11 protein-coding genes and 1 pseudogene are annotated in these 23,135 nt (G+C 61.0%); 7 read left to right on the forward strand and 5 right to left on the reverse strand.

Features of this window, described 5'->3' with window-relative positions:
• Positions 1 to 28 precede the first annotated feature (28 nt).
• From AC3I65_RS13705 to AC3I65_RS13715, 3 genes and pseudogenes are all read left to right on the forward strand, one after another.
• Positions 29 to 1,282 carry a hypothetical protein gene (locus tag AC3I65_RS13705; RefSeq protein WP_488523882.1) on the forward strand — a complete coding sequence of 418 codons (1,254 nt, stop codon included), beginning with the start codon at positions 29 to 31 and terminating at the stop codon, positions 1,280 to 1,282.
• Positions 1,283 to 1,370: 88 nt separating this feature from the next.
• Entirely contained in the window at positions 1,371 to 2,336 is a 966-nt protein-coding gene (locus AC3I65_RS13710; protein ID WP_160892423.1) for a phosphoribosyltransferase, read from the forward strand.
• Positions 2,337 to 2,631: 295 nt separating this feature from the next.
• Positions 2,632 to 5,274, forward strand: a pseudogene (locus tag AC3I65_RS13715) (excinuclease ABC subunit UvrA); the annotation flags it as partial.
• A gap of 90 nt (positions 5,275 to 5,364) precedes the next feature.
• Here the strand turns inward: AC3I65_RS13715 and hemN are convergent.
• The 3 genes from hemN to AC3I65_RS13730 all read right to left on the reverse strand — a co-directional run bounded on the left by hemN (position 5,365) and on the right by AC3I65_RS13730 (position 8,669).
• Positions 5,365 to 6,753, reverse strand: coding sequence for an oxygen-independent coproporphyrinogen III oxidase (gene hemN, locus AC3I65_RS13720; protein ID WP_488523883.1), 1,389 nt, complete (start codon positions 6,751 to 6,753; stop codon positions 5,365 to 5,367).
• A complete protein-coding gene (locus AC3I65_RS13725) occupies positions 6,750 to 8,129 on the reverse strand; it encodes an oxygen-independent coproporphyrinogen III oxidase (RefSeq protein ID WP_488523884.1) in 1,380 nt (459 codons plus the stop codon). The genes hemN and AC3I65_RS13725 overlap by 4 nt, the downstream gene beginning before the upstream one ends.
• Positions 8,130 to 8,225: 96 nt before the next feature.
• The gene (locus tag AC3I65_RS13730) at positions 8,226 to 8,669 is read right to left on the reverse strand and encodes a CopD family copper resistance protein (RefSeq protein ID WP_047225813.1); all 444 of its coding nucleotides are present in this window, start codon (positions 8,667 to 8,669) and stop codon (positions 8,226 to 8,228) included.
• A 393-nt stretch (positions 8,670 to 9,062) separates the two neighbouring features.
• On the opposite strand from AC3I65_RS13730, the gene AC3I65_RS13735 reads away from it, so the two are divergent.
• The gene (locus tag AC3I65_RS13735) at positions 9,063 to 14,675 is read left to right on the forward strand and encodes a putative Ig domain-containing protein (protein WP_488523885.1); all 5,613 of its coding nucleotides are present in this window, start codon (positions 9,063 to 9,065) and stop codon (positions 14,673 to 14,675) included.
• A gap of 25 nt (positions 14,676 to 14,700) precedes the next feature.
• Here the strand turns inward: AC3I65_RS13735 and AC3I65_RS13740 are convergent, their stop codons facing one another.
• Positions 14,701 to 15,141: a carboxymuconolactone decarboxylase family protein gene (locus tag AC3I65_RS13740; protein ID WP_076384471.1), complete on the reverse strand. Its 441-nt coding sequence runs from the start codon at positions 15,139 to 15,141 to the stop codon at positions 14,701 to 14,703.
• A gap of 205 nt (positions 15,142 to 15,346) precedes the next feature.
• Here AC3I65_RS13740 and pdxR point away from each other — a divergent pair, with 205 nt between their 5' ends.
• The 3 genes from pdxR to AC3I65_RS13755 all read left to right on the forward strand — a co-directional run bounded on the left by pdxR (position 15,347) and on the right by AC3I65_RS13755 (position 17,729).
• A complete protein-coding gene (gene pdxR, locus AC3I65_RS13745) occupies positions 15,347 to 16,780 on the forward strand; it encodes a MocR-like pyridoxine biosynthesis transcription factor PdxR (RefSeq protein ID WP_107322374.1) in 1,434 nt (477 codons plus the stop codon).
• 123 nt (positions 16,781 to 16,903) lie between these two features.
• Positions 16,904 to 17,185, forward strand: coding sequence for an antibiotic biosynthesis monooxygenase family protein (locus AC3I65_RS13750; protein ID WP_047225809.1), 282 nt, complete (start codon positions 16,904 to 16,906; stop codon positions 17,183 to 17,185).
• Positions 17,186 to 17,324: 139 nt separating this feature from the next.
• Entirely contained in the window at positions 17,325 to 17,729 is a 405-nt protein-coding gene (locus AC3I65_RS13755; RefSeq protein ID WP_047225808.1) for a cupin domain-containing protein, read from the forward strand.
• A 191-nt stretch (positions 17,730 to 17,920) separates the two neighbouring features.
• On the opposite strand, the gene AC3I65_RS13760 is transcribed toward AC3I65_RS13755, so the two are convergent.
• Positions 17,921 to 22,789: an NAD-glutamate dehydrogenase gene (locus tag AC3I65_RS13760; RefSeq protein ID WP_488523886.1), complete on the reverse strand. Its 4,869-nt coding sequence runs from the start codon at positions 22,787 to 22,789 to the stop codon at positions 17,921 to 17,923.
• Between the last annotated feature and the right edge of the window lie 346 nt (positions 22,790 to 23,135).

Raw genomic sequence — 23,135 nt, forward strand, 5'->3', positions numbered from 1 at the left:
AATGATACCGGGTGCAAGCAGCTCTCCCGTGTTCCTTGGTCGCTTGCGGCATGGGCAAGCCATCGAGTCTGCCAAAACTTCGGCTCAAACCGAGCACGTCGATAAACTTTCACCCGCACATTTGAGTAAAAAGACCCTTGATGCTTTTAAGGAGACCTCCCCGGACATGATTCAGTCGGCCATTACCCATATGGCTGCCAACGCCATTGCCGATGGGACGCTGAACCTCTACTCAACTGAGCACAACGAGGCAACATTCAAGCTATTGCTACGTCAAGGCAATACCAGTCCGGGTGAATTGCTCGTGCATGCAAGAAAGAATGAGCAACAGCGCTACGACATTTTCGAACTCAAACATAAATCCTACGCATCGGGTCCCACCGAAACTGTCGTGCTCATGGAACGGTCGAAAGAAGCCAACCGTTCGACTGAACCTCATCATGCGGCAAAGGAAAAATCAAAAAAACTCAACCTTCTTTTCTCGAAGCCGGGTGTTGAATCCCGTAAACAGGACCTGCCCAGGCTGAGCGAATATGCTCGAGAGCAGATTGAGAAAATCGATGAACAGTTCGTTGGTCGAAAACTGGATAAACAAGACGTTCGCAAGCAATACCAACGTCTCGTGCAGGAAAACCAGCAACTGCCTGCCGCGGGAAAAAAATCAGAACCTGAGCTATGGAGAAGCGCGATAAATGATGCCAAATTTTTAGAACGTTCTGCCCTATCCGCGCGCCATCAGATGGCCCTTCGTCAGGGCAAAGGTCCACTGGAGGCGAAAGCAATGGCCGCCCTGAGTGCGCTTTACACCCCTATCGGCATGGCACGTAAAGCCCTTAAGTCCAAACAAGAAAAAGTCGATCAGCAGGAACAAGATACCCGGCGCAAACTCGACGCATTACCGCCGCAGCGGACCGCTGGAATCGGCGCTCCGCGTCCTAAGCGAAGTAGCCTGGATTCGTTGGCGCTGACCGACATTTCATTGGAAACAGTCAACCGGGCTTCCGATACCAGACTGAGTCGCGTCGAACCCGGCGAACCCGATGATCCAGCGATCAAGGCCGGTGCCGAGGCTTATCAAGCGCTCAGCCCAAAGACCCGTGCGGCGCTCGACGCGATTTTGGAGCTGGTCGACAAGCACGGCGAAGCGGCGTTCTCGGATCTCTCCGAAGAAGCGCGACACTCCCTGGGCGAGTATCGCGATCTGTCCTTCAGACTTTCCTTAATAGACGCCGACGGTGGTGAGTCAAACGACTGGACATCGAACCCTGTGCCAACCCCATAGCCCTGTGACGGCTCCGTAGGGCCATCAAGCACCCACCGAACACTCGCTTTCATCACCGGATAAAACAGTGTCTGTCCAGAAATCGCACGTGCTCAAACCCGTGCTGCCTATCTCGTATGAGCAGATGGATCGCTTGGTCGCGTCGATACAGCCTACGCTTCTCGAAGAAGCGTTCAGTAGCATCATCGGTATATTGCGAGGTGGAGGCCCCTTAGCGCTGATGGTCTCGCATGCCACGGGCGTTGAACCGGCCTTTTTGCGCTATTACCGGGTCGATCGGAGCGTGATTTGGGACTCGTCGATCCCCCTTCCTCCTCCAGGCAGCAAGGTGTTGCTCTGTGAAGACATCGCTGGCACCGGGCACACCCTGAAGGACTGCCTGGCATTCTTGCAGCGCAGGGGATTGATCGTGAGGGTTTTCACTGTCGGCTTTGACGACCTAAGCGGTATACGCCCCGATTACGGGCTGGACGGGCGAGGGTATTTCTTGCAGTTCCCTTGGGAGCGCCAAGCCCTTACCTGCGCCTATCGCGATCGCTGGATCGACACCGGTGGCGGGCGTACCGGCAGGATGGCCCATGACCATGATTACGACGTGTACGCCATCGACCTCGACGGAATACTGCTTCCAGATATCCCGCTCCAACGTTATGCGGCGGACTTGAGTGCGGCGCTTGGCGAACGCGACCGCCTCGAGCCCTTCAAGCAGCTGCCACCTCTGGGGCGGGTGAAGGCGATTATCACCGGGCGCCCGGAGATGGATCGCGTTCGTACTCAAGCCTGGCTAAGCCAGCACGGCCATGGCGGGACACCGCTGATCATGAGAGATACCCGCTCGTGCAACGACAGCCCAGAACAGGTTGCCCTCTACAAAGCCCGGGCATGCGTACAGTTGGGGTGCACGCACTTCGTTGAAAGCGACCCGACACAAGCGATCCTGATCGCGCAGCAAGCGCCTTTGCTGCGGGTCATCTGGTGGGATGCCGGGTGCGGCCGGGGAAGATTGATCGGCGCGGCAGATTGGAAACACGGTACGCCTGGGGCGCCATCCTGAACGCGAAAATGGCGAACACGCCGCTGGTTATCACTGCGGGCCACGCTGGTTATCATCCACAGCAGCGCAACAAACAGAGCAGTGAACAGCTTTGATCGAGGCATCCGGGGTCCGTTTCCATGACAATTGCGAAGCTTTTCTCATCTCTTCGCTTCGGAGAAAATTTTTATTGCACGAGAATCGACGAACCCGGTCGCATAAATATCAGTGCTGTGACTCAGGTTCCACTCTCCGAGTGACGCCGTTTCGCCAGAAAGCCTCCACGCGTTGAACAGACGCAAACAAGGAACGCTCCATGCCCCCACGCTCCGGTCCCGCCTCCACTTCGCCATTGCCTGAAGACACCGGTTTCGTCCGGGTGCGTGGCGCCCGCGAACACAACCTCAAGAATGTCGACGTCGACATCCCTCGCGATGCCCTGGTGGTATTCACTGGCGTGTCGGGGTCGGGCAAGTCGTCGCTGGCCTTTTCCACGCTTTATGCCGAAGCCCAGCGCCGTTATTTCGAGTCAGTCGCGCCTTATGCCCGGCGCCTGATCGACCAGGTGGGCGTGCCGGACGTGGACAGTATCGAAGGTCTGCCGCCAGCGGTGGCCTTGCAACAGCAGCGCGGCACGCCCAGCGCGCGATCCTCGGTGGGCAGCGTCACCACCTTGTCGAGCCTGATCCGCATGCTCTACTCCCGAGCGGGTAGCTACCCGGCCGACCAACCGATGCTGTACGCCGAGGATTTCTCGCCCAACACGCCTCAGGGGGCCTGCCAGCAGTGCCACGGCCTGGGCCGGGTCTATGAAGTGACCGAAGCGTCCATGGTGCCGGACCCTTCGTTGACCATCCGCGAGCGCGCCGTGGCGGCCTGGCCCATGGCCTGGCAGGGCCAGAACCTGCGAGACATCCTGGTAACCCTGGGTTATGACGTCGACGTTCCTTGGCGCGACCTGCCCAAAAAGCAGCGTGACTGGATTCTCTTCACCGAAGAAACCCCCACTGTCCCGGTGTACGCCGGGCTCACCCCGGCCCAGACCCGCGCAGCCCTCAAGCGCAAACTCGAGCCCAGCTATCAAGGCACGTTCAGCGGCGCCCGACGCTACCTGCTGCACACGTTCATGCACTCCCAAAGCGCCCAGATGCGCAAACGCGTGGCGCAATACATGCGCGCCAGCCCTTGCCCGGTGTGCGAAGGTAAACGCCTCAAGCGCCAGGCACTGACGGTGACCTTTGCCGGCCTGGACATTGCCGAACTGTCCCACCTGCCGTTGCTGGAACTGGCCGATGTGCTCAAGGGCGTTGCCGCCCCCGATTATCTGGCACAAGCCGAGGAACCGGGAACAACCCTCACCCACCAGCAAACCCGCGAGGCCCGCGAGCAACGCGCCGCCCGGGGTGAGAATCCCCACGCCGGTGGGCCTGATGCACGCCACACCCACAATCTGTCCCTGGAAAAACGCCTGGCCGCCCAACGCATCGCCACCGAATTGCTGGAGCGCATCGTCACCTTGATCGACCTGGGTCTCGGCTACCTGGCGCTGGAGCGCAGCACACCGACGCTGTCTTCCGGCGAGCTGCAACGCCTGCGCCTGGCAACCCAGCTCAACTCCCAGTTGTTCGGCGTGATCTACGTGTTGGACGAACCCTCCGCTGGCCTGCACCCGGCCGACAGCGAAGCGCTGTTCCAGGCCCTGCAACGCCTCAAGGCCTCGGGTAATTCGGTGTTTGTGGTCGAACACGACCTGGACACCATGCGCCGCGCCGACTGGCTCATCGACGTCGGCCCCGACGCGGGGGAACAAGGCGGAAAAATCCTATACAGCGGCCCGCCCGCGGGCCTGCGGCAGGTGCCGGAGTCACGCACCCGCGCCTACCTGTTTGCCCAGGACAGCGCTGCGGGGCGCACGCCTCGAACACCCAAGGATTGGCTACGCCTGGAAGGCATCACCCGCAACAATCTGGATAACCTCAGCGCCGCCTTTCCCTTGGGTTGCTTCAGCGCCGTGACCGGCATTTCCGGCTCGGGTAAATCCAGCCTCGTCAGCCAGGCCCTGCTGGACCTGGTGGGTGGCCATCTGGGCCAGGCCAGCCACAACGCCGAAGCCGACGAACAAAGCCTGGAAGATGAACCGCTGCAAACCAGCGGTGGCCACGTCACCGCCGGACTCGAGTCGGTCAAGCGGCTGGTCCAGGTGGACCAGAAACCCATCGGCCGCACCCCGCGCTCCAACCTCGCTACCTACACCGGGCTGTTCGATCACGTACGTAAATTGTTCGCCGCCACGCCTCAGGCGCAGGAACTGGGTTTTGATGCCGGACAATTCTCCTTCAATGTCGCCAAAGGCCGTTGCGAAACCTGCGAGGGCGAGGGCTTCGTCAGCGTCGAGCTGTTGTTCATGCCCAGCGTGTATGCACCCTGCCCCACGTGCCACGGGGATCGCTACAACCCCCAGACCCTTGAAGTGAACTGGCAGGGGCTGAATATCGCTCAGGTGTTGCAACTGACCGTGAACCAGGCGCTTGAGGTGTTTGCCGAGCAGGCGTCGGCGAAGCGCTCACTGCAAGTGCTGCAGGATATCGGGCTGGGTTATCTGCGCCTGGGTCAACCGGCCACGGAACTGTCCGGCGGCGAGGCCCAGCGCATCAAACTGGCCACCGAGCTGCAACGCAAAGCCCGGGGCGCCACTTTGTACGTGCTGGATGAGCCAACCAACGGCTTACATCCCCAGGACGTGGATCGCTTGCTGGTGCAATTAAATCGCCTGGTGGATGAAGGCCACAGCGTGGTTGTGGTGGAGCATGATATGCGCGTGGTGGCGCAGAGTGATTGGGTCATCGACATCGGCCCGGGCGCTGGGAGCCAGGGCGGGAAAGTCGTGGTATGCGGGGCTCCGGCGAAGGTCGCGAAATGCCAGGAAAGTCGAACGGCGGCCTTTCTGGGCAGGGTGCTGCAGCCTGGAGGTTGAAGGGCAACCTGCCTGGTGCACGGCCTGTGGCGAGGGGGTTATCCCCGCTGGCTGCGCAGCCAGCGGGATCGCTCGTCAAACCGTACGCGAATACTGGACCGTCTGGTCCACGCCCAGGTACGCGTCGAAAGCCATGGCCACGTTGCGCATCATCAATTGGCCCTGGGGCAGCAGCACCAGCGAGTCGGGGTGGATCTCCAGCAGTCCGTCGCGCACCAGTTCCTGAAGCCGGACCAGGGCATCGGCAAAGTACTCGTTGAAACCCACACCGTGACTGATCTGGACCCGGGTGAAATCGATCCGTCCATGGCACATCAATTCGCTGATGACCTCGCGGCGCAACCGGTCATCGTCGCTCAGGCGATAGCCACGCTGCACTGGCAGCAGGCCTTGATCCAGGCGAGCGTAGTACTGGGAAAGCTCCTTGACGTTCTGACCATAGCTGTCACCGACCTTACCGATCGAAGACACACCCAGGCCGATCAAATCGCAATCGGCATGGGTGGAATACCCCTGGAAGTTGCGTTGCAGCGTGCCCTGGCCCCGAGCGCGCACCAACTCGTCGTCCGGCAAGGCGAAATGGTCCATGCCGATGTAGACATAACCGGCTTCGGTCAGACGATTGATGGTCAGTTCCAGCAACTCCAGCTTGCGCTCCGGCGGCGGCATGTCTTCGGGTCGGATCATCCGTTGCGCCCGCACCCGTTGCGGCAGATGCGCATAGCTGTAGGCGGCGATCCGGTCAGGACGCAGGGCGATGATCTTGCTCAGGGTCACATCGAAACTGGCGATGGTTTGCAGCGGCAAGCCGTAGATCAGATCGACACTGACGGACTTGAAACGCGCCAGCCGGGCCGCCTCCACCAACTCGACGACCTGGGCCTCGCTCTGCACCCGATTGACCGCGGCTTGCACCTGGGCATCGAAATCCTGGACGCCGAAGCTCAGGCGATTGAACCCCAGCTGGCGCAACCCCTGGATCTGTTGCGCATCGATGGTCCGCGGATCAACCTCGATGGAAAACTCATGGGCGTCACTGTCGTCCATGTCGAACGCCTGGTGCAGGCACTCCATCAGATCGGCCAGTTGCTCATGGGTCAGATAGGTCGGCGTGCCACCGCCCAGGTGCAGTTGCGTCAGTTTGCGCGAACGGTCGAACAACGCCGCCTGCAGGCCGATCTCACGCTTGAGGTAAGTCAGGTATTCAGCGGCGCGATGAGTCTTGCGAGTAATGATTTTGTTGCACGCGCAGTAGTAGCAAAGGCTCTGGCAGAACGGAATATGGATGTAGACCGACAAGGGTTTGGGCACCGGGGCCTGGTTGCTCAGCTCGGCGGCCTGGCGGTACTCATCCATGGCAAAGGCCTGATGGAACTGCGGGGCCGTCGGATAGGAGGTGTAGCGCGGCCCCGGACGGTCGTACTTCTCGACCAGGGCGCGATTGAAAGCGGATACAGCATTCATGATGGGGTCAACCTGTCAAAGGGGCCGGTCAAAGTGCCTGCGTCGTCGGGAACTGGATCGAACAGATTGCAGATCGCATCCACACTCAGGCGCCCGGCGGGCAAGATGCCAATAAAACGGCTGGTCAATTCGATCAAACCCTGGCTGCGCAATACCTCCAGCTGCGGCCAGATGGACGCGAAATAATCGCGCAACACCACGCCGAAACGCGCTTCCATGGCCGGGATATCCAGCTCCAGGTCGCAGGCAAGTTGCTCGGTCACTGCGGCCCTGAGCAGGTCCTGCGCTTCACAGCGCCAGCCGCGACACACAGGCAACTGCCCGGCGTCCAGCTGCTGGCAGTACTCCAGCAGGTCATCGGTGTTCTGCACGTACAAGTGTTCGATCTGGGTGATGGCCGACAGGCCGAAACCCAAGTGGTCACAGCAACCGCGCCGAGTGAAACCCTGGCAATTGCGGTGCAGGCGCCCGTGCTCTTGGGCGACGGCCAGGTCATCGTCCGCCCTGACGAACTGCCCCAACCCGATGTAGTGATACCCCGCCCCGGTCAGTTGCTCGCAGCAGATTTGGCGCATGGTGTCTGTATCGGCCTGGCTGCTGAAGGCATCCGCCGCTTGGTGTTTTTTCGAACGATAACGATACGGCGCATGGGCGTAGTCGAACACATGCAGCCGGTCGGGCTCCAGTTCGATCAGCGTGGCCAGTTTGCGCGCGAAGCTGTGGGGCGTTTGCCAGGCATGGCCATAACCGAGATCGATGTTGATGGAACGGAAACCGAAGGTTCGCGCGGCATCGATCAGCGAATGAATCGGTGCCGGGTTCTGATAGCAATCCACGGACAAATCGCTGTCCAGGCCAATGTCTGGCACGCCGATGCTGACGTGGGTGAACCCTTGGTCGCGAATCAGCCCCATGGTGGACCAGTCGGTGTGATGCAGGTCGACCTCGATGCTGTGTTCGGCGCTGTCGTATTCACAGAACTCGAAACGTTTGCGCAGGTCATCCATCAGCCGCTGCAAATGGGCGATCACCGGCGTACCGCCAGTCAGGCAGAACGCCTCGACCCGACGCCCTGCGCCCAAGTGACAACTGACCAATCCGATTTCATAGGTCAGGTGTTGCAGATAGCCCTCGATCTCGCCACACCGGCACACGCTCGCCAGGGGCGAACACGATGACAAACGCAAGCGCGAAGGCAGATGCACCGCCAGGGACAGCGGCCGCCGTTTATGGCGGCTGTCGCGCAACTCCCGAAGCAGATCGAGCGAGCCAACCCCCGTATGGAATTTGCGCGTACCGACCGGGCAATCGACATCAGCCACCGCCGGGGTACGGCGCGGGGCTCGATCACCGGGGGTGTGGAACAGGTCGAACATGACAATCTCCGAATGGCTGCGCAGGCACAGTGTCGGACTTGTCCCGATGGGTCGCCTTGACCTGTATCAAGCGCCTTGCATACGTCCCGCAACCGCTCACCAGGTCAGGTAAAACATCCCCTTGGCCAACAGCACGATTGCCAGCAGATGAATGAACACGCTGGTATGGATGATCTGCACGTAACGGGCGTTCATGCGGGCGCTTCTGAACAGCCACATGGCCCAGAGGAAATGCCCGAGTACGCTGCCCGCCAAGGCTATTTTCAGGCCCAGCAGCAACCCGAAAGAAGACTCCCATGGCGCGGAAAGCGTCGGCCAGTACCGCAGCCAGACCATGGCAGCGCCGGCACCGAACAGCGTCAGCAACACCCAGGGCATCAACTGCCGGGCACGCCGGCTGATGCCCTGTTCCAGCAGCACCATGACTTTGGCGGGCAGCTGTTTGCGGATGCTCTCCAGGAACAGCACCTCGAAGAACACCGTGCCAATGAAAACCAGCGCGGCAAACAGGTGCAATGTCAGGAATAGCGGATAGCTCATGGGCTCCTCGGTCGCCCCTGAATCATCGGGCGATGGTTTAGTCGAGGTTATCCCGCGGCTTCGGATTGGGGGTTGATGCCAATCAAGGAAACCCGATACAGCACCTGTGGGGGCGAGCCTGCTCGCGATAGCGTCGGTTCGGCTTGCATCCCATCGACTGACACACCGCTATCGCGAGCAGGCTCGCTTCCACAAGGGTTGTGTGAACCCAAAAGCGTCAACAGAACGTTACCTGTTGTTGAAGTCGTTCCGACCGTTGATCAGCCCGTTCGTTTTTTTGACGCTTTGCCGATATGCGGTCACAACTTTTGCGCTCCTGCGGGTCATAACACGGTGGCCGCCGATGGAATATTGGCTTCTACCGTGGTTCCATCCCGATACGGAGATAAGCTCATGATTTTCAACGTACAAAATTTTGGCGCCAAAGGAGATGGCATCACCGACGACACGGCGGCAATACAAAGTGCCATTGATGCGGCGGCTGCCGCAGGCGGCGGGCAGGTGTACATGCCGACCGGGACTTACATCGTTTCGGCCGGCGAGGAACCCTCCGACGGTTGCCTGATGCTCAAGAGCAACGTCTATTTGTACGGCGACGGCATGGGCGAAACCACCGTCAAGGTGGCCGACGGCTCCGACACCAAGATCACCGGCATCATCCGCTCGGCCTACGGTGAAGAAACCCACGATTTCGGCGTCAGCCATCTCACCATCGACGGCAATCGCGACAACACCACAGGCAAGATCGACGGCTGGTTCAACGGCTACATTCCCGGCGAAGAAGGCTACGACTCCAACGTCACCCTCGACAGCGTCGAGATCAAGGATTGCTCCGGGTACGGCTTCGACCCCCACGAGCAGACCGTCAACATGGTCATCAAGAACAGCGTGTCCCACGGCAACGGCCTGGACGGTTTTGTTGCTGACTTCCTCAGTGACAGCACCTTTGAAAACAACGTCGCCTACGACAATGACCGCCACGGTTTCAACGTCGTCACCAGCACCCACGACTTCACCCTCACCAATAACGTTGCCTACAACAACGGCGGCAACGGTATCGTGGTGCAGCGCGGCAGCGAGGACATCCCCTCCCCCAGCAACATCACCATCACCGGCGGCGAGGTGTATGGCAACGGCGGCGAAGGCGTGCTGATCAAGCTGTCCAGCGACGTCACCGTCAGCGGCGTCGACATCCACGACAACGCCAGCGCCGGGATCCGCATCTACGGCAGCAACCACGTTGAAGTCATCGACAACACCCTCAACAACAACTCCCTGGGCAATCCGGTACCGGAAATCATCATCCAGTCCTACGACGACACCCTGGGCGTGTCCGGTCGCTACTTCAACGGCAGCGACAACCTGATCCAGGGCAACATCATCAGCGGCAGCGACCTGTCGACCTACGGCGTTGCCGAACGCAACGAAGACGGCACCGACCGCAATGCGATCATCGCCAACACCATCAGTCACACCAGTAAGGGCGCGACGCTGGTCTATGGCGACGGCAGCTATGTCAGCGCCACGGTACCGGTGACCACCGTGCAAGGTACCGCCGGCAACGACACCTTGCTGGGCAGCGCCGCCAACGAGATTTTCTACGGCGGTGCCGGCAATGACACCATCAATGGCGGCGCGGGTGACGACATCCTGGTGGGTGGCGCGGGCATCGACAGACTGACTGGCGGCACCGGCGCCGATACGTTTCGCTTCGCCAGCCAGTCCGACAGTTACCGCAACGCCACCACCAGCTTCGACGACACCATCACTGATTTCGACGTTACCCAGGACAAGATCGACCTCGCGGGCCTGGGCTTCACCGGCCTGGGCAATGGCCGTGGCGGCACATTGCAGATCAGCTACAGCGCCAGCAGCGACCGCACCTACATCAAGGATTACGATGCCGACGCCAGCGGCAATCGCTTCGAGCTGATTCTGTCGGGCAACCTGACCAGTACCCTGACCGCCAGCAACTTCATCTTCAATCGGGTGGTCACCGGCACCAGTGGCAGTGACTCGCTGATCGGCAGTGACTCGGCCGACACCCTGCTGGGTCTGGCGGGCAACGACAGCCTCAGTGGTGGCGCGGGCGACGACAAGCTCGACGGCGGGGCCGGCATGGACACCCTCACCGGTGGTACCGGGGCCGATACCTTTGTGTTTTCCAACCGTCTGGACAGCTACCGCAACTACAACACCGGCGGCGTCAACCTGGGGGATGTGATCACCGATTTCGATGTCAGCGCCGACAAGATCGATCTGTCGGCCATGGGCTTCACCGGCCTTGGTGACGGCAAGAACGACACCGTGTACGTGGTACTCAACAGCGCCGGGACCAAGACCTACATCAAATCCCTGAGCGCCGACGCCAATGGCAACCGCTTCGAAGTGGCGCTGGAGGGTAACTACCTCGACACATTGACCAGCGCCAATTTTGTCTTCGCCACCGCCTCGCCCACCAATCAGGCACCGGTGTTGGCCACGCCGTTGCTGGATCAGAATGCGACCGAAAACACGCCGTTCAGCTACGTGGTGCCAGCCACCAGTTTTACCGACCCGGACAACGACAGCCTCAGCTATACCGCCACCCTCGCCAACGGCAGCGCCCTGCCCGGCTGGCTGGTGTTCGATGCCGCCAGCCGCACATTCAGCGGCACGCCAAGCGATACAGCATCAGGCACGTATTCCATACAGGTCACGGCGACCGACGGCAGCAACGCCACTGTCAGCGACAGCTTCACCCTGGCGGTGCAGGACGTGCCCGCCGCGCCCATCGTGATCAATGGCACGCCGAACAACGACACGTTGACCGGTACCGCGGCCAACGAACAACTGTATGGCGGCGCCGGTAACGACACCCTCAATGGCGGGGCTGGCAACGACATTCTGGTGGGCGGCACTGGCGTGGACAAACTCACCGGCGGCGCGGGTGCCGACGTGTTTCGCTATACCTCCAAACTCGACAGCTACCGCACCAGTTCCACCAGCGCCAGTGACCAGATCCTCGATTTCGACGTGGCCGCCGACAAGATCGATGTATCGGCCCTCGGCTACACCGGACTGGGCAATGGCCAGGGCGGCACACTGCAGGTGACCTACAGCAGCTCGACCAACCGCACCTACCTCAAAGACCTCACGGTCGATGCCAACGGCAACCGTTTCGAAGTGTCGTTGGCGGGTAACCTGGTCAGCAGCCTGACCGCCAGTCATTTCGTCTTCGCCGACGAGAACACCCCCAGCAATGTGGCGCCCGTGGTGGTTATCCCCCTGCTCGACCAGAACGCCACCGAAAGTACGCCGTTCACCTACACCGTGACCTCCGACAGCTTCAGCGACGCCAATCAGGATGTGCTGACCTACACCGCCACCTTGGCCGATGGCAGCGCCCTGCCCGCCTGGCTGAGCTTCAATGCCAGCAATCTGACTTTCGCTGGCACACCCACCAGCACGGCGGCAGGCAACTACAACGTACTGGTCAAGGCCACCGATCCGTCAGGTGCCTCGGTGAGCGACAGCTTCGCCCTGGCAGTGGCCGATGCGCCGGACAATACCATCACCGGAACCAACAACGCCGAATCCCTCACTGGCACCGCGGGCGCGGACTTGATCCTCGGCCTGGGCGGCAACGACACGATCAGGGCCGGCACTGGCGCGGACATTGTCGATGGTGGCGCCGGTCGCGACTCGTTGTACGGTGGCGACGGTGCCGACACCTTCCGCTACACCAACGTGCTCGACAGCTACCGCGACTACGACACCGGCGGGGTCACGGCCACGGACACGATCTATGACTTCACCGTGGGCGTCGACAAGATCGATGTCTCCGGCCTGGGCTATCTCGGCCTCGGCAATGGCAGCAACGGCACGCTGTACATGACCCTCAACTCGGCCGGCGACAAGACCTACATCAAATCCAGCGAAGCGGACGCCGACGGCAATCGCTTCGAAATCGCCCTCAGCGGTAACTACCTCAACACCCTGACCGCCGATGACTTCGTGTTCGGCGAGCGCGCCCAGCAGGACATCCTCTACCTGCCGACCCTCGGCCAGTCCAATGCGCGCCTGCTGCGCATGACCGAGGACGACGATCAGTCCGGTACGTCGATGCTGGTCAATGACCTGAGCAAGTACACCCCTTATGACGTACGCAGTCAGTTCGAGGATGCCGACGGCAATGGCATCGACATCGCGGTGGGTGGCAGTACGGTCAATGGCCTGTCGACCCTGGGCGCCGAGGAGCTCAAGTTGTGCTGGTGGCTGACCGACACCAACCAACCGGGGCCTGCGCTGTTGCGCGCCGTGGCGTTGTTGCAGGATCAGCTTGCCGAGCTCAGGGCCATCGACAACGTCACCATGGGCATCGTTTGGGGCCAAGGCGAGGAAGCGGCCCAGGAGATCGCCCGTGCCTCCGACAAGGAAGCTGCAGCGGCGGCCTACAAGACCGCAACGCTGGCCGTGTTTGATTACCTGCACGCCCAGTTCGGCAGTTTCAACGTGTACCTGATGGAGACCGGGCACTACCAACAGGACGCGGCGCGTGCCCGTGGCTATTCGGAAGAGAAGATCGCCGATATTGTCGAAGGTGTCGGTTATGTCCGCGCCACCCAGGAGGCCATCGCCGCCGAGCGCGCGGACGTGAAACTGGCCGTGGACTACACCGATCTGCCCTTGCGCTACGAAGTCGACCCACTGGTGTATCCCGACGACGTCTGGCACTTGCACGAGGAATCGGCGGAAATCGTCGGCCAGCGCCTGGCCGATTACATCGCCGATGACCTGGGTTTCCAGGGCAATCCTGATGACAACAACAGCGTGCAGGACATATTCGATGATGCCCAGAACGAAGGCGGGATGATTTCCGGTACCGACCAGGCAGATACGCTGGTGGGCAGCTCGGGCAACGACACCCTGGACGGAGACCTGGGCGCCGACAGCTTGACCGGCGGCGACGGCAACGACATCTATGTGGTCGACAACGCGTTCGACAGCGTGGTGGAAAGCAACACCTCGACCGCACAGATCGACACGGTGCAGGCCTCGGTCAGTTGGACGTTGGGCGATAACCTGGAGAATCTGGTGCTCACCGGCGTATCGGACATCAACGGCACCGGCAATGAACGGCGCAATTTCATCACCGGGAACGCCGCCAACAACGTGCTTGATGGCGCCGCCGGGGCCGACAGCATGAGCGGGGGCGATGGCAACGACACTTACTATGTCGACAACACCGGCGATACCGTGATCGAGACCAACAGCAACCCGGTGTCTGGCGGGATCGACAGCGTGCACAGCAGCTTGACGGCCTATACCCTCAACAACAACGTCGAAAACCTGTACATCGATACCCCCGACGCCGCCAATGGCACCGGTAATGCGTTGGACAACATACTGTTTGCCGGGGCCGGCAACAACGTGCTGGACGGCCGTGATGGCAATGACACGGTCTCGTTCGAACGGGCCATGGCCGGTGTCACGGCCACCCTGTCCACCTCCGCGCAACAGAACACCGTGGGTTCGGGCCTCGACACCTTCAAGTATGTCGAGAACCTGACCGGCAGTGCCTACGCCGACAACCTGACGGGTAACAGCGGCGCCAACGTGCTCAACGGTGGGGCGGGCAACGATACGCTGGTGGGTGGCTCGGGCGATGACCGGTTGATCGGCGGCGCAGGCACTGACAGCCTGAGCGGCGGTACGGGTGCAGACACATATGCATTCGAAGCACTGTCGGACATGGGCATCGGGGCGCTACGCGATGTCATCAGCGGCTTCAAGAGCACCGAGTTCGACCAACTGGACTTCACCGGGTTGGACGCCAATCCGCTGACCGCCGAGATCGACACCTTCACGTTCATTGGCAGCAATGCCTTTAGCGCCGATGCCACCGGTCAACTGCGCTTTGCCGATGGCATCCTCTACGGCAGTGTAAATGCCGACGCCAGCGCCGAGTTCGAATTCGAACTGGTGGGGGTCAAGGAGCTGCATGCCAGCGACTTCACGGCCTGACGGGAGCAGGCAGATCGATCAACCATCAGGAACCGGGGCTCTGGCGGAAACTCACCGCCAGCCGGTTCCAGCTGTTGATGGTGCTGATCGCCAGCGTGAGGTCGACCAGTTCCTCCTCGCTGAACACGGCGCGGGCCTGGGCAAAGACCTCATCCGGCACCTGGCTTTCGGCCAACAGCGTTACCGCCTCGGTCCAAGCCAGGGCGGCGCGTTCGCGGGGGGTGAAAAAGCCACTGTCGCGCCACACCGCCACGGCGAACAGGCGCCGCTCGCTCTCACCCAGGCGACGCGCATCCACCGAATGCATGTCGGTGCAAAACGCACAGCCGTTAAGCTGCGAGGCACGGATCTTGATCAGATGCAGCAATCCCGGCTCTATACTCAGGCGACTGCTTAGCGCCTCAAGGCCAATCATGGCTTTCATCGCCCCTGGGGACGCACTGTAGTAATCCAGACGCTGGCTCATGGCGCAATTCCGTGCTGATCGGTATCTCCACGGTAGGCCGTGAGCACGCTGCGCGACAGATCCAATGTGTCGAAAAAAACCGGACCAGTTCATAGCAGACCAATCAGCGCGATTTTCTCCACGCAACTTCTATGCATACGCACAATGCGGTTAATCTTGCGCCTTTGCGGGCTAGCGCCACACAATCGCCCAGGAGCGCGCGGGTATGGAACTTCATGTTGTCATCAACGGCCGCAAAGACCTGGCGGGCCAGTTGTATCAACAACTGCGCAGTGCCATCGAAAGTGGTCGCCTGGCCGCCGGCACGCAACTGCCGCCCAGCCGCTTGCTCGCTGAACAACTGGGCGTCTCACGCAAGACCGTGTCCGACACCTACGCCCAACTGACCTACGAAAACTTTCTCACCGGCATCATTGGCAAGGGCACCTATGTCAATGCGCGCCCGGCCCCAATCGTGCGCAAACAAAGCCACCGCGAGCTGGCCGGCGCCGATGTCGTCGAGACCTGGCGCAACATGCCGGACCTGATGCGCCATCCCCCCCTTGAAGGTGCGCTGCGTTATGACTTCATCGGCGGCGCCACCGGCAAAGGGCAGTTTCCCCTGGACGACTGGCGACGTTGTACCGCCCACGCCTTGCGCCAGATCGCCAGCGCCAAGGGCTTCTACAGCCAGCCCGAGGGTTTGCCGGCGCTGCGCAATGCCATTGCCCGGCATATTGCTTTTTCCCGCGGGGTCAATTGTCAGGACGATGACGTAGTGGTGTGCAACGGTGCACAACAGGCCCTGGATCTGATCTCGCGGGTCTTGACCCGGTCGGGCAGCCTGGTGGCTATGGAGGACCCGGGCTATCCGCCGGCACGCCTGCTGTTTGGCTCCCACGGCGCCACGGTGGTCGGGATACCGGTAGATGACCAGGGCATGCGGGTAGACCTCATTCCCGACGGCACAAGCCTGATTTATGTGACGCCGTCCCACCAGTTTCCTTTGGGTATGCCCATGAGCCAGGCCCGCCGCGAGGCCTTGCTGGCGCGGGCCTACGAGTTGGGGGCAATCATCATCGAGGATGATTACGACAGCGAATTTCGTTACGAAGGCCGGCCGGCCGACTCACTGCAAAGCATGGACGACCGCGGGATCGTGGCCTACGTCGGCACCTTCTCGAAAACGCTGTTGCCGGAGCTGCGCCTCGGTTACGCGATCCTGCCACCGGCGATCCTCGAAGCGGTGATCCTGGCCAAGCGCCTCACCGATCAACACACCTCCACCCTGCCCCAGTGGGCACTGGCCAAGTTCATCGCCGAGGGCTGCCTGCTGAAGCACATCCGCCGCTGCCACACGCTGTATGCCGGCCGCCGCGAGCGAATCCTGGCGCGCATGGCCGGGGACCTGTCGCCCTGGTTCGAGGCGGTTCCTACCACCGCAGGCTTCCACCTGGCCGTGCTGTGCAAGGTGCCCATCGATCTGGCACTGGTGATCGAACTGGCGAAAAAAGCCGAAGTCGGGCTGTACCGTCTCGATGGCTTTTTCAACGACGCCCCGGTGCGACCGGGTCTGTTTTTCGGTTTTGGCGCCATCGAAACCCTCGACATCGACACCGCCCTGGACCGCTTGCGGGACATTTTGCAGCAGGTCGCCTGAGCCATTGGACTGGACATTTATCCGCCCATTGGCTGTTTTAGCCTCGTAAATACAGGCCTATCCTGCAGGGGTCTCGTTGATTGTCGAGCCAATCCCGTCCGACTTGATTCAGGAGCCAGAACCATGACTCGCCAGGTGATCAATACCGTACAGGTCCAAGCCGCCGCCGGGCGCTCGGAAGAACTGGGCCGCCAGTTGCAGCAAATCGTCGAAACCCTGCGTGCACAACCGGGGTGCGATGCCTACATGGTCGACCGTTGCCCGGACGACGGTGACCGCTGGACCGTCAGCGCCCGCTGGCAATCGGAAGCGGCGATGCAAGCCCATTTCAACTGCCCTGAAGTGCAAGGGTTCATCGGCCTGATCGACAACCGTCTGGCTCGAAGCGTGGACTTCAACCGCTGACCTTTGTCTTGGAGTGGATCGCGGCATTGGTCTACCCGCCTTCCGAAAGATTGGACGTTTGTATGCCCCTCCGTGGGGCTTAGGGTGAATCCATCGCTGCCACAGCGCGAACTCACTCAAACCCACGAAGGTCATTGCCATGAAAACCCTCTGCCTGATCGCCACCCTCAGCCTACTGCCTCTGGCCCCGGTCTATGCCCACGAAACCGCACCCTCGGAAAAGGTCAACGTGCTGCAGGAGAAGATGCTGAAGAACCTGCCTGGTAAAAAAGCCATGATGCTGACCGTCGACTACGCCCCCGGCCAGTCGTCCGTCGCCCACAAACATGAAGGAACGGCCATGGCCTATGTGCTGGAAGGCGCCATCACCTCCCAGGTCAAAGGCGAGCCGGCGACCACCTACAAGGCCGGGGAGTTCTGGTACGAAGCCGCGGGTTCCGAGCATCTGGTTTCGAAAAACGCCAGCTCGACCGAGCCGGCGAAACTGTTGGTGTTCATGGTGATGGGCAAGGATGAGGCGGTGTTGATTCCGCTGAAGAACTAACACCTTTGAGCCCCCTGTGGGAGCGAGCCTGCTCGCGATAGCTGGGTGTCAGTCAACATCAATGTCGCGGGTCAAACGCCATCGCGAGCAGGCTCGCTCCCACAGGGGCTCTGCGCTCCAACCAATCGCGTATTACAAACGCAAAAAAGCCCCGCATCTCTCAATGCGGGGCTTTTTCATTCAACGCCGGATCAGTTGGCCGGCAGGACCGGTTGACCACTCAACGCCAGGTCCAGCAGTTCGCGGTTGGCGACCGCGTACATGGCGTAGTCCGTGCCACTGGCGGCACGGATGTCCACCAGCATGGCGCGCCAGCGCTCGACCATGTCGTGATGCTGCTCCAGCCACAGCGCCAGGCGTGTTTCCACCTCCTGGGTGCCGTCGCCCTGCTGCAGGACCGAAATGGTGATCGCCCGTTGCTGCCAGTCGACATCATCGCGGAACGCTTCACGGGCCAGGGCTTGCCAGTTGTTTTCCACCGGCAGCGCGCTGATCTGTTGCAAGTACCAGGTGATGTCCAGGGCACTGCCTACCGCGAAGTAGGCCTTGGCCACATCGGCGGCGTTCTGGCCGGTGACATCAGATGCCTCGATGATCGGCAGCAAGGTGTACAGGTGCGTAGTGCCTGCAACCATGCGCGCCAGCAGTTCCGGCACGCCGGCTGCTACGTAGGCCTGGTAGCGGGTCTGCCAGCCTTCGCGGGTCGGGCCTTCCAGCAGTTCGTCGAGCTTGAGGCCCAGCGCCGCCAGGTGCGGACCGAAGTGAGCAACATCACGGGCAGCGTTCTGCTCGTTGCGGCGGCTGCGCAGGAACCAGCGCGTCGCACGACGACCCAGGCGCATCAGCTCGTCCATCAGCTCCAGTTGCACGTCAGCCGACACCTGGTGATCCAGGGCTTCAATCTGACGGAACCAGTGCGGGAGATGGAAGATGTCCCGCACGATCACGTAAGCGCCAGCCACGTTCGCCGGGCTCATGCCGGTGGACTCTTTGAGCCGTTGAACGAAGGTGATGCCCATGTGGTTGACCAGGTCGTTGGCGATCTGGGTGCTGACGATCTCGCGCTTGAGGCGATGGCGACGCATGGCTTCGGAGAACTTGCTCACCAGTGTCGGCGGGAACGCGGTCTCCATGTCACGGGTCAGGTAGTCGTCATCCGGCACCTGGGAGTTGAGCAGCGCTTCCTTGAGGTCGATCTTGCTGTAGGAGATCAGCACCGACAGTTCGGCACGGGTCAGGCCTTGGCCCGCCGCGACGCGTTCAGCCAGTTGCTCTTCGGCCGGCAGGAACTCGATGGCGCGATCCAGCTTGCCTCGTGCCTCCAGATCGTTCATCAGGCGCTTGTATTCGGCAATGCGCACGAATGCCCGGCGTGCCGCCAGGGACAGGGCCTGGGTCTGCTTGTAGTTGTTGCCCAACACCAGGCCACCGACTTCGTCGGTCATGCTGCCAAGCAACTGGTTACGTTGCTTCTCGGTCATGTCGCCGGCCTGCACCACTTCGTTGAGCAGGATCTTGATGTTCACTTCGTGGTCGGAGCAGTCCACACCACCGGCGTTGTCGATGAAGTCGGTGTTGGTGGCACCGCCATGCAGGCCGAACTCGACACGACCCAGTTGAGTCATGCCCAGGTTGCCACCCTCGCCCACCACTTTGCAGCGCAGTTCGTTGCCGTTCACGCGCAGCGCATCGTTGGCCTTGTCGCCCACATCGGCGTGGCTTTCGCTGCTGGCCTTGACGTAAGTGCCGATACCGCCGTTCCACAACAGATCCACCGGCGCCTTGAGCAAGGCGTTGAGCAGCTCGGTCGGGGTCAGTTTGTCGGCCTTGATGTCGAAGCGTTCTTTCATCTGTGGCGAGATGGCGATGCTCTTGGCGCTACGCGAGAAGATACCGCCGCCTTCGGACATGATGCTGGTGTCGTAGTCGGTCCAGGCCGAACGCGGCAGGTCGAACAGACGCTTGCGCTCGGCGAAGCTGCTGGCAGGCTCCGGGTTCGGGTCGATGAAGATGTGCAGGTGGTTGAAGGCTGCCACCAGTTGCAACTTGTCAGACATCAACAGACCGTTACCGAACACGTCGCCGGCCATGTCGCCAACGCCCACCACGGTGATGCTGTCTTCCTGGACATTGATACCGCGCTCACGGAAGTGACGCTGTACGCCGACCCACGCGCCCTTGGCGGTAATGCCCATTTTCTTGTGGTCGTAGCCGGCAGAACCGCCGGAAGCGAACGCATCGCCGAGCCAGAAGCCGTAGTCGATGGCGATGCCGTTGGCGATGTCGGAGAAGGTTGCAGTGCCTTTGTCCGCAGCCACTACCAGGTACGGGTCATCGTCGTCATGACGCACAACATTGGTCGGCGGAACCAGTGCGCCTTCCTTGAGGTTGTCGGTGATGTCCAACAGGCCGGAAATGAAGATGCGATAGCACGCCACGCCTTCGGCGGCGATCTCGTCCCGGCCACCGCCCAGCGGCAGACGTCGCGGCAGGAAACCACCTTTGGCGCCGACTGGCACGATCACCGAGTTCTTCACTTGCTGGGCCTTGACCAGACCCAGCACTTCGGTGCGGTAGTCTTCTTCACGGTCGGACCAGCGCAAACCACCGCGAGCAACGTTACCGAAGCGCAGGTGCACGCCCTCGACCCGAGGCGAATACACGAAGATCTCGAACTTGGGCACCGGTTTCGGCAGTTCCGGGATCAGGTGCGGGTTGAACTTGAAGCTGAAGTAGGACTTGTTCTGGCCGTTGGCGTCGGTCTGGTAGAAGTTGGTCCGCAGGGTGGCCTTGATCAGGTCCAGGTAGCGACGCAGGATGCGGTCTTCGTTGAGCACCTGAACGTCGTCCAGTGCCGTGAGGATCGCCTGTTCCAGACGCAACTGCTTGTCTTCCAGATCGTCGCCGCTGAGCTTGCGCGCCAGGTAGAAGCGGGTCTTGAACAACCGGGTCAGTTCACGAGCGATGTCGGTGTGGTTGTTCAGGGTACTGGCGATGTAACCCAGGTCGAAGCCCAGGCGGATCTGCTTCAGGTAACGGGCGTAGGCACGCAGCAGCGCCACGTCGCGCCATGGCAGGCCGGCGGTCAGCACCAGGCGGTTGAATGCATCGTTCTCGGCATCGCCACGCACGATGTGGACGAAGGCGTCCTGCAAGGTGTCGTTGAGCTGTTGGATGTCCAGGTCCAGGCCTTCGGCGGCGGTGAACGCGAAGTCATGAATCCAGAATTCGCGGCCATTGGTATGGCGTAGGCGGTACGGGAATTCGCCCAGCACGCGCAGGCCGAGGTTTTCCAGGATCGGCAGCACGTCGGACAGCGCCAGCGGCGTGTCGGCGTGATACAGCTTGCAGTGCAGCTCGCGCTGGCCGGACACCTGGCCCAGCGGCTGGTAGAAGCTCATGACCAGCGGATTTTTTTCGTTCAGGCTCAGCAGGTGCTGCATGTCGACCACGGCCGAGTGCGCGGCAAAACGCTCGCGGTAGCCGGCCGGGAAGCCTTTCGGGAAATCGGACAGCACGTTGGTGCCATGGGCTTCGCCGAAGCTTTCGATCACCAGGCTGGCGTAGTCGTCCTTCCAGCTGCGGCAGGCCTGCACCACTTCCTTTTCCAGCAAGACCGGGTCGATGTCGAGACGGTTCTTCGGGTCTACCCGCAGGATCAGCTGTACACGGGCCAGCACGGATTCGGAGAAGAAGGTCCAGAACTCGCAGTCCGAGGCCTTCAGACGCTCCATCAACACTTGCTGGATCTTCTGGCGCACTTCGGTGGAATAGATGTCGCGCGGCACGTAGGCCAGGCAGTAGCAGAAACGGCCATACGGGTCTTTGCGCAGGAATACGCGGATCTTGTTGCGTTCCTGGATCTGCACGATGGACATCACGGTGCTGAACAGCTCGTCCACCGGGGTCTGGAACAGATCGTCACGAGGCAGCACTTCGACCACCTGGGCCAGTTCCTTGCCCAGGTGCGCCTTGGCCTGGAAGCCCGAGCGACGTTCTATTTCCTCGACCTTGCGACGGATATACGGGATGACGCGCACGCTTTCGCCATACACCGACGAGGTGTACAGGCCCATGAAGCGGCATTCCTTGATGACCTTGCCATCGGCGTCGATCTCACGGATCGATACGTAGTCCGGGTAAGCCGGACGGTGTACACGGCTCGGGTGTGCGGCCTTGGCGAACGACAGCGGGGTCGGTTCACGCAGGTAATTGACGGCGTAGTCTTCAATGCGCAGGTCATCGACCGTGAGGCCGGCACGCAACAGTTTGGTCAGGCCGAGGAACGAATCGGCGTCGTATTCGATATGGCCGCCATCGGCGTCATCACGAACCACGAACTCTTCGTAGCCAAGGAAGGTGAAGTGGTTACCCACCAGCCATTCCAGGAAACTCTTGATTTCACCTTTTTCGTCGGCATCGATGGCATAGGCGCTGTTGTCCAGGCTGGACAGAATATCCTGGACCTTGGCTTTCATCGGCTCGAAATCAGCCACCGCCACGCGCACTTCGCCCAGCACCTGCTCAAGTTCCTTGCTCAGGACGTTGAGTTCGGCGGCGTTGGCGCAGCGGTCGATTTCAAGATACATCAGGGATTCTTGGAGAATGCCATCGCCCTGGGTGCCTTTGGGCAGGATCTCCAGCAACTCGCCCTTGTTGCCGCGACGCACGCTCAACACAGTGGTTTGCAGAGTATGGATGCTGTAACCGCGACGGTTCAGTTCGGTGCGGACCGAATCCACCAGAAATGGCAGGTCGTGGTGCAACACTTCCACTGCCGTATGGGTCGACTGCCAACCGTGGCGTTCGTAATCCGGGTTGTAGACGCGGACCAGCGGCTGCGCATGATCGAAGCGCTCAAGCAGGCGCCAGGCAGACAGGGTGCAGCCGGCGAGGTCGGACAACCGGCGCTGGGTAAGTTCATCGAGGGAAATGATGCCGAAGAATTGTTCAGCGAACAGCGCCACTTGTGGCAGTGCCTGTTCACTGATGTGCTGCGCCAGTGCCGCTTGCAGTTGGTGCTGGAAGTCGGCTTTGCTGGCTGCGGTGAAGAACGCCATCTGTGGTACTCCGCTTGGGCTTGTTATTGATGGAAGCGTCGCGTGCAGCCCTTTTTCAGGGCTGTCGGCCATCCTGTTCCTGATTCTCGGGCAGAGGAAACAGGACGACAGGTGGGTGAAGCTGGACAAGACCGGCAGGTCACATCCTTTTCCATGTAATTTCCATGTAATGGACACCTGCAAAAAGCCCTCGTGGTGCCCTTTGCAGGTGTACATCCGCCGTGCAGCTTAACGAGTGCGACAATGTGCCTGCTTGCAGCGCTGCGACATATTCGGTCAACGGCAAGCTAAACAGCCGGTTTGCATCGAACAACCGTAGCAGCCCAGCGAGCAAAACGGCACCTTG

This window comes from Pseudomonas sp. N-1-13 (assembly GCF_057787095.1).

Excerpts from the sequence above, each read along its gene's own strand:
- hemN (WP_488523883.1), bottom strand. The coding sequence starts at position 6,753 with ATGAATGCTGTATCCGCTTTCAATCGCGCCCTGGTCGAGAAGTACGAC.
- AC3I65_RS13735 (WP_488523885.1), top strand. The coding sequence starts at position 9,063 with ATGATTTTCAACGTACAAAATTTTGGCGCCAAAGGAGATGGCATCACC.
- AC3I65_RS13740 (WP_076384471.1), bottom strand. The coding sequence starts at position 15,141 with ATGAGCCAGCGTCTGGATTACTACAGTGCGTCCCCAGGGGCGATGAAA.
- AC3I65_RS13750 (WP_047225809.1), top strand. The coding sequence starts at position 16,904 with ATGACTCGCCAGGTGATCAATACCGTACAGGTCCAAGCCGCCGCCGGG.
- pdxR (WP_107322374.1), top strand. The coding sequence starts at position 15,347 with ATGGAACTTCATGTTGTCATCAACGGCCGCAAAGACCTGGCGGGCCAG.
- AC3I65_RS13760 (WP_488523886.1), bottom strand. The coding sequence starts at position 22,789 with ATGGCGTTCTTCACCGCAGCCAGCAAAGCCGACTTCCAGCACCAACTG.
- AC3I65_RS13755 (WP_047225808.1), top strand. The coding sequence starts at position 17,325 with ATGAAAACCCTCTGCCTGATCGCCACCCTCAGCCTACTGCCTCTGGCC.
- AC3I65_RS13725 (WP_488523884.1), bottom strand. The coding sequence starts at position 8,129 with ATGTTCGACCTGTTCCACACCCCCGGTGATCGAGCCCCGCGCCGTACC.
- AC3I65_RS13730 (WP_047225813.1), bottom strand. The coding sequence starts at position 8,669 with ATGAGCTATCCGCTATTCCTGACATTGCACCTGTTTGCCGCGCTGGTT.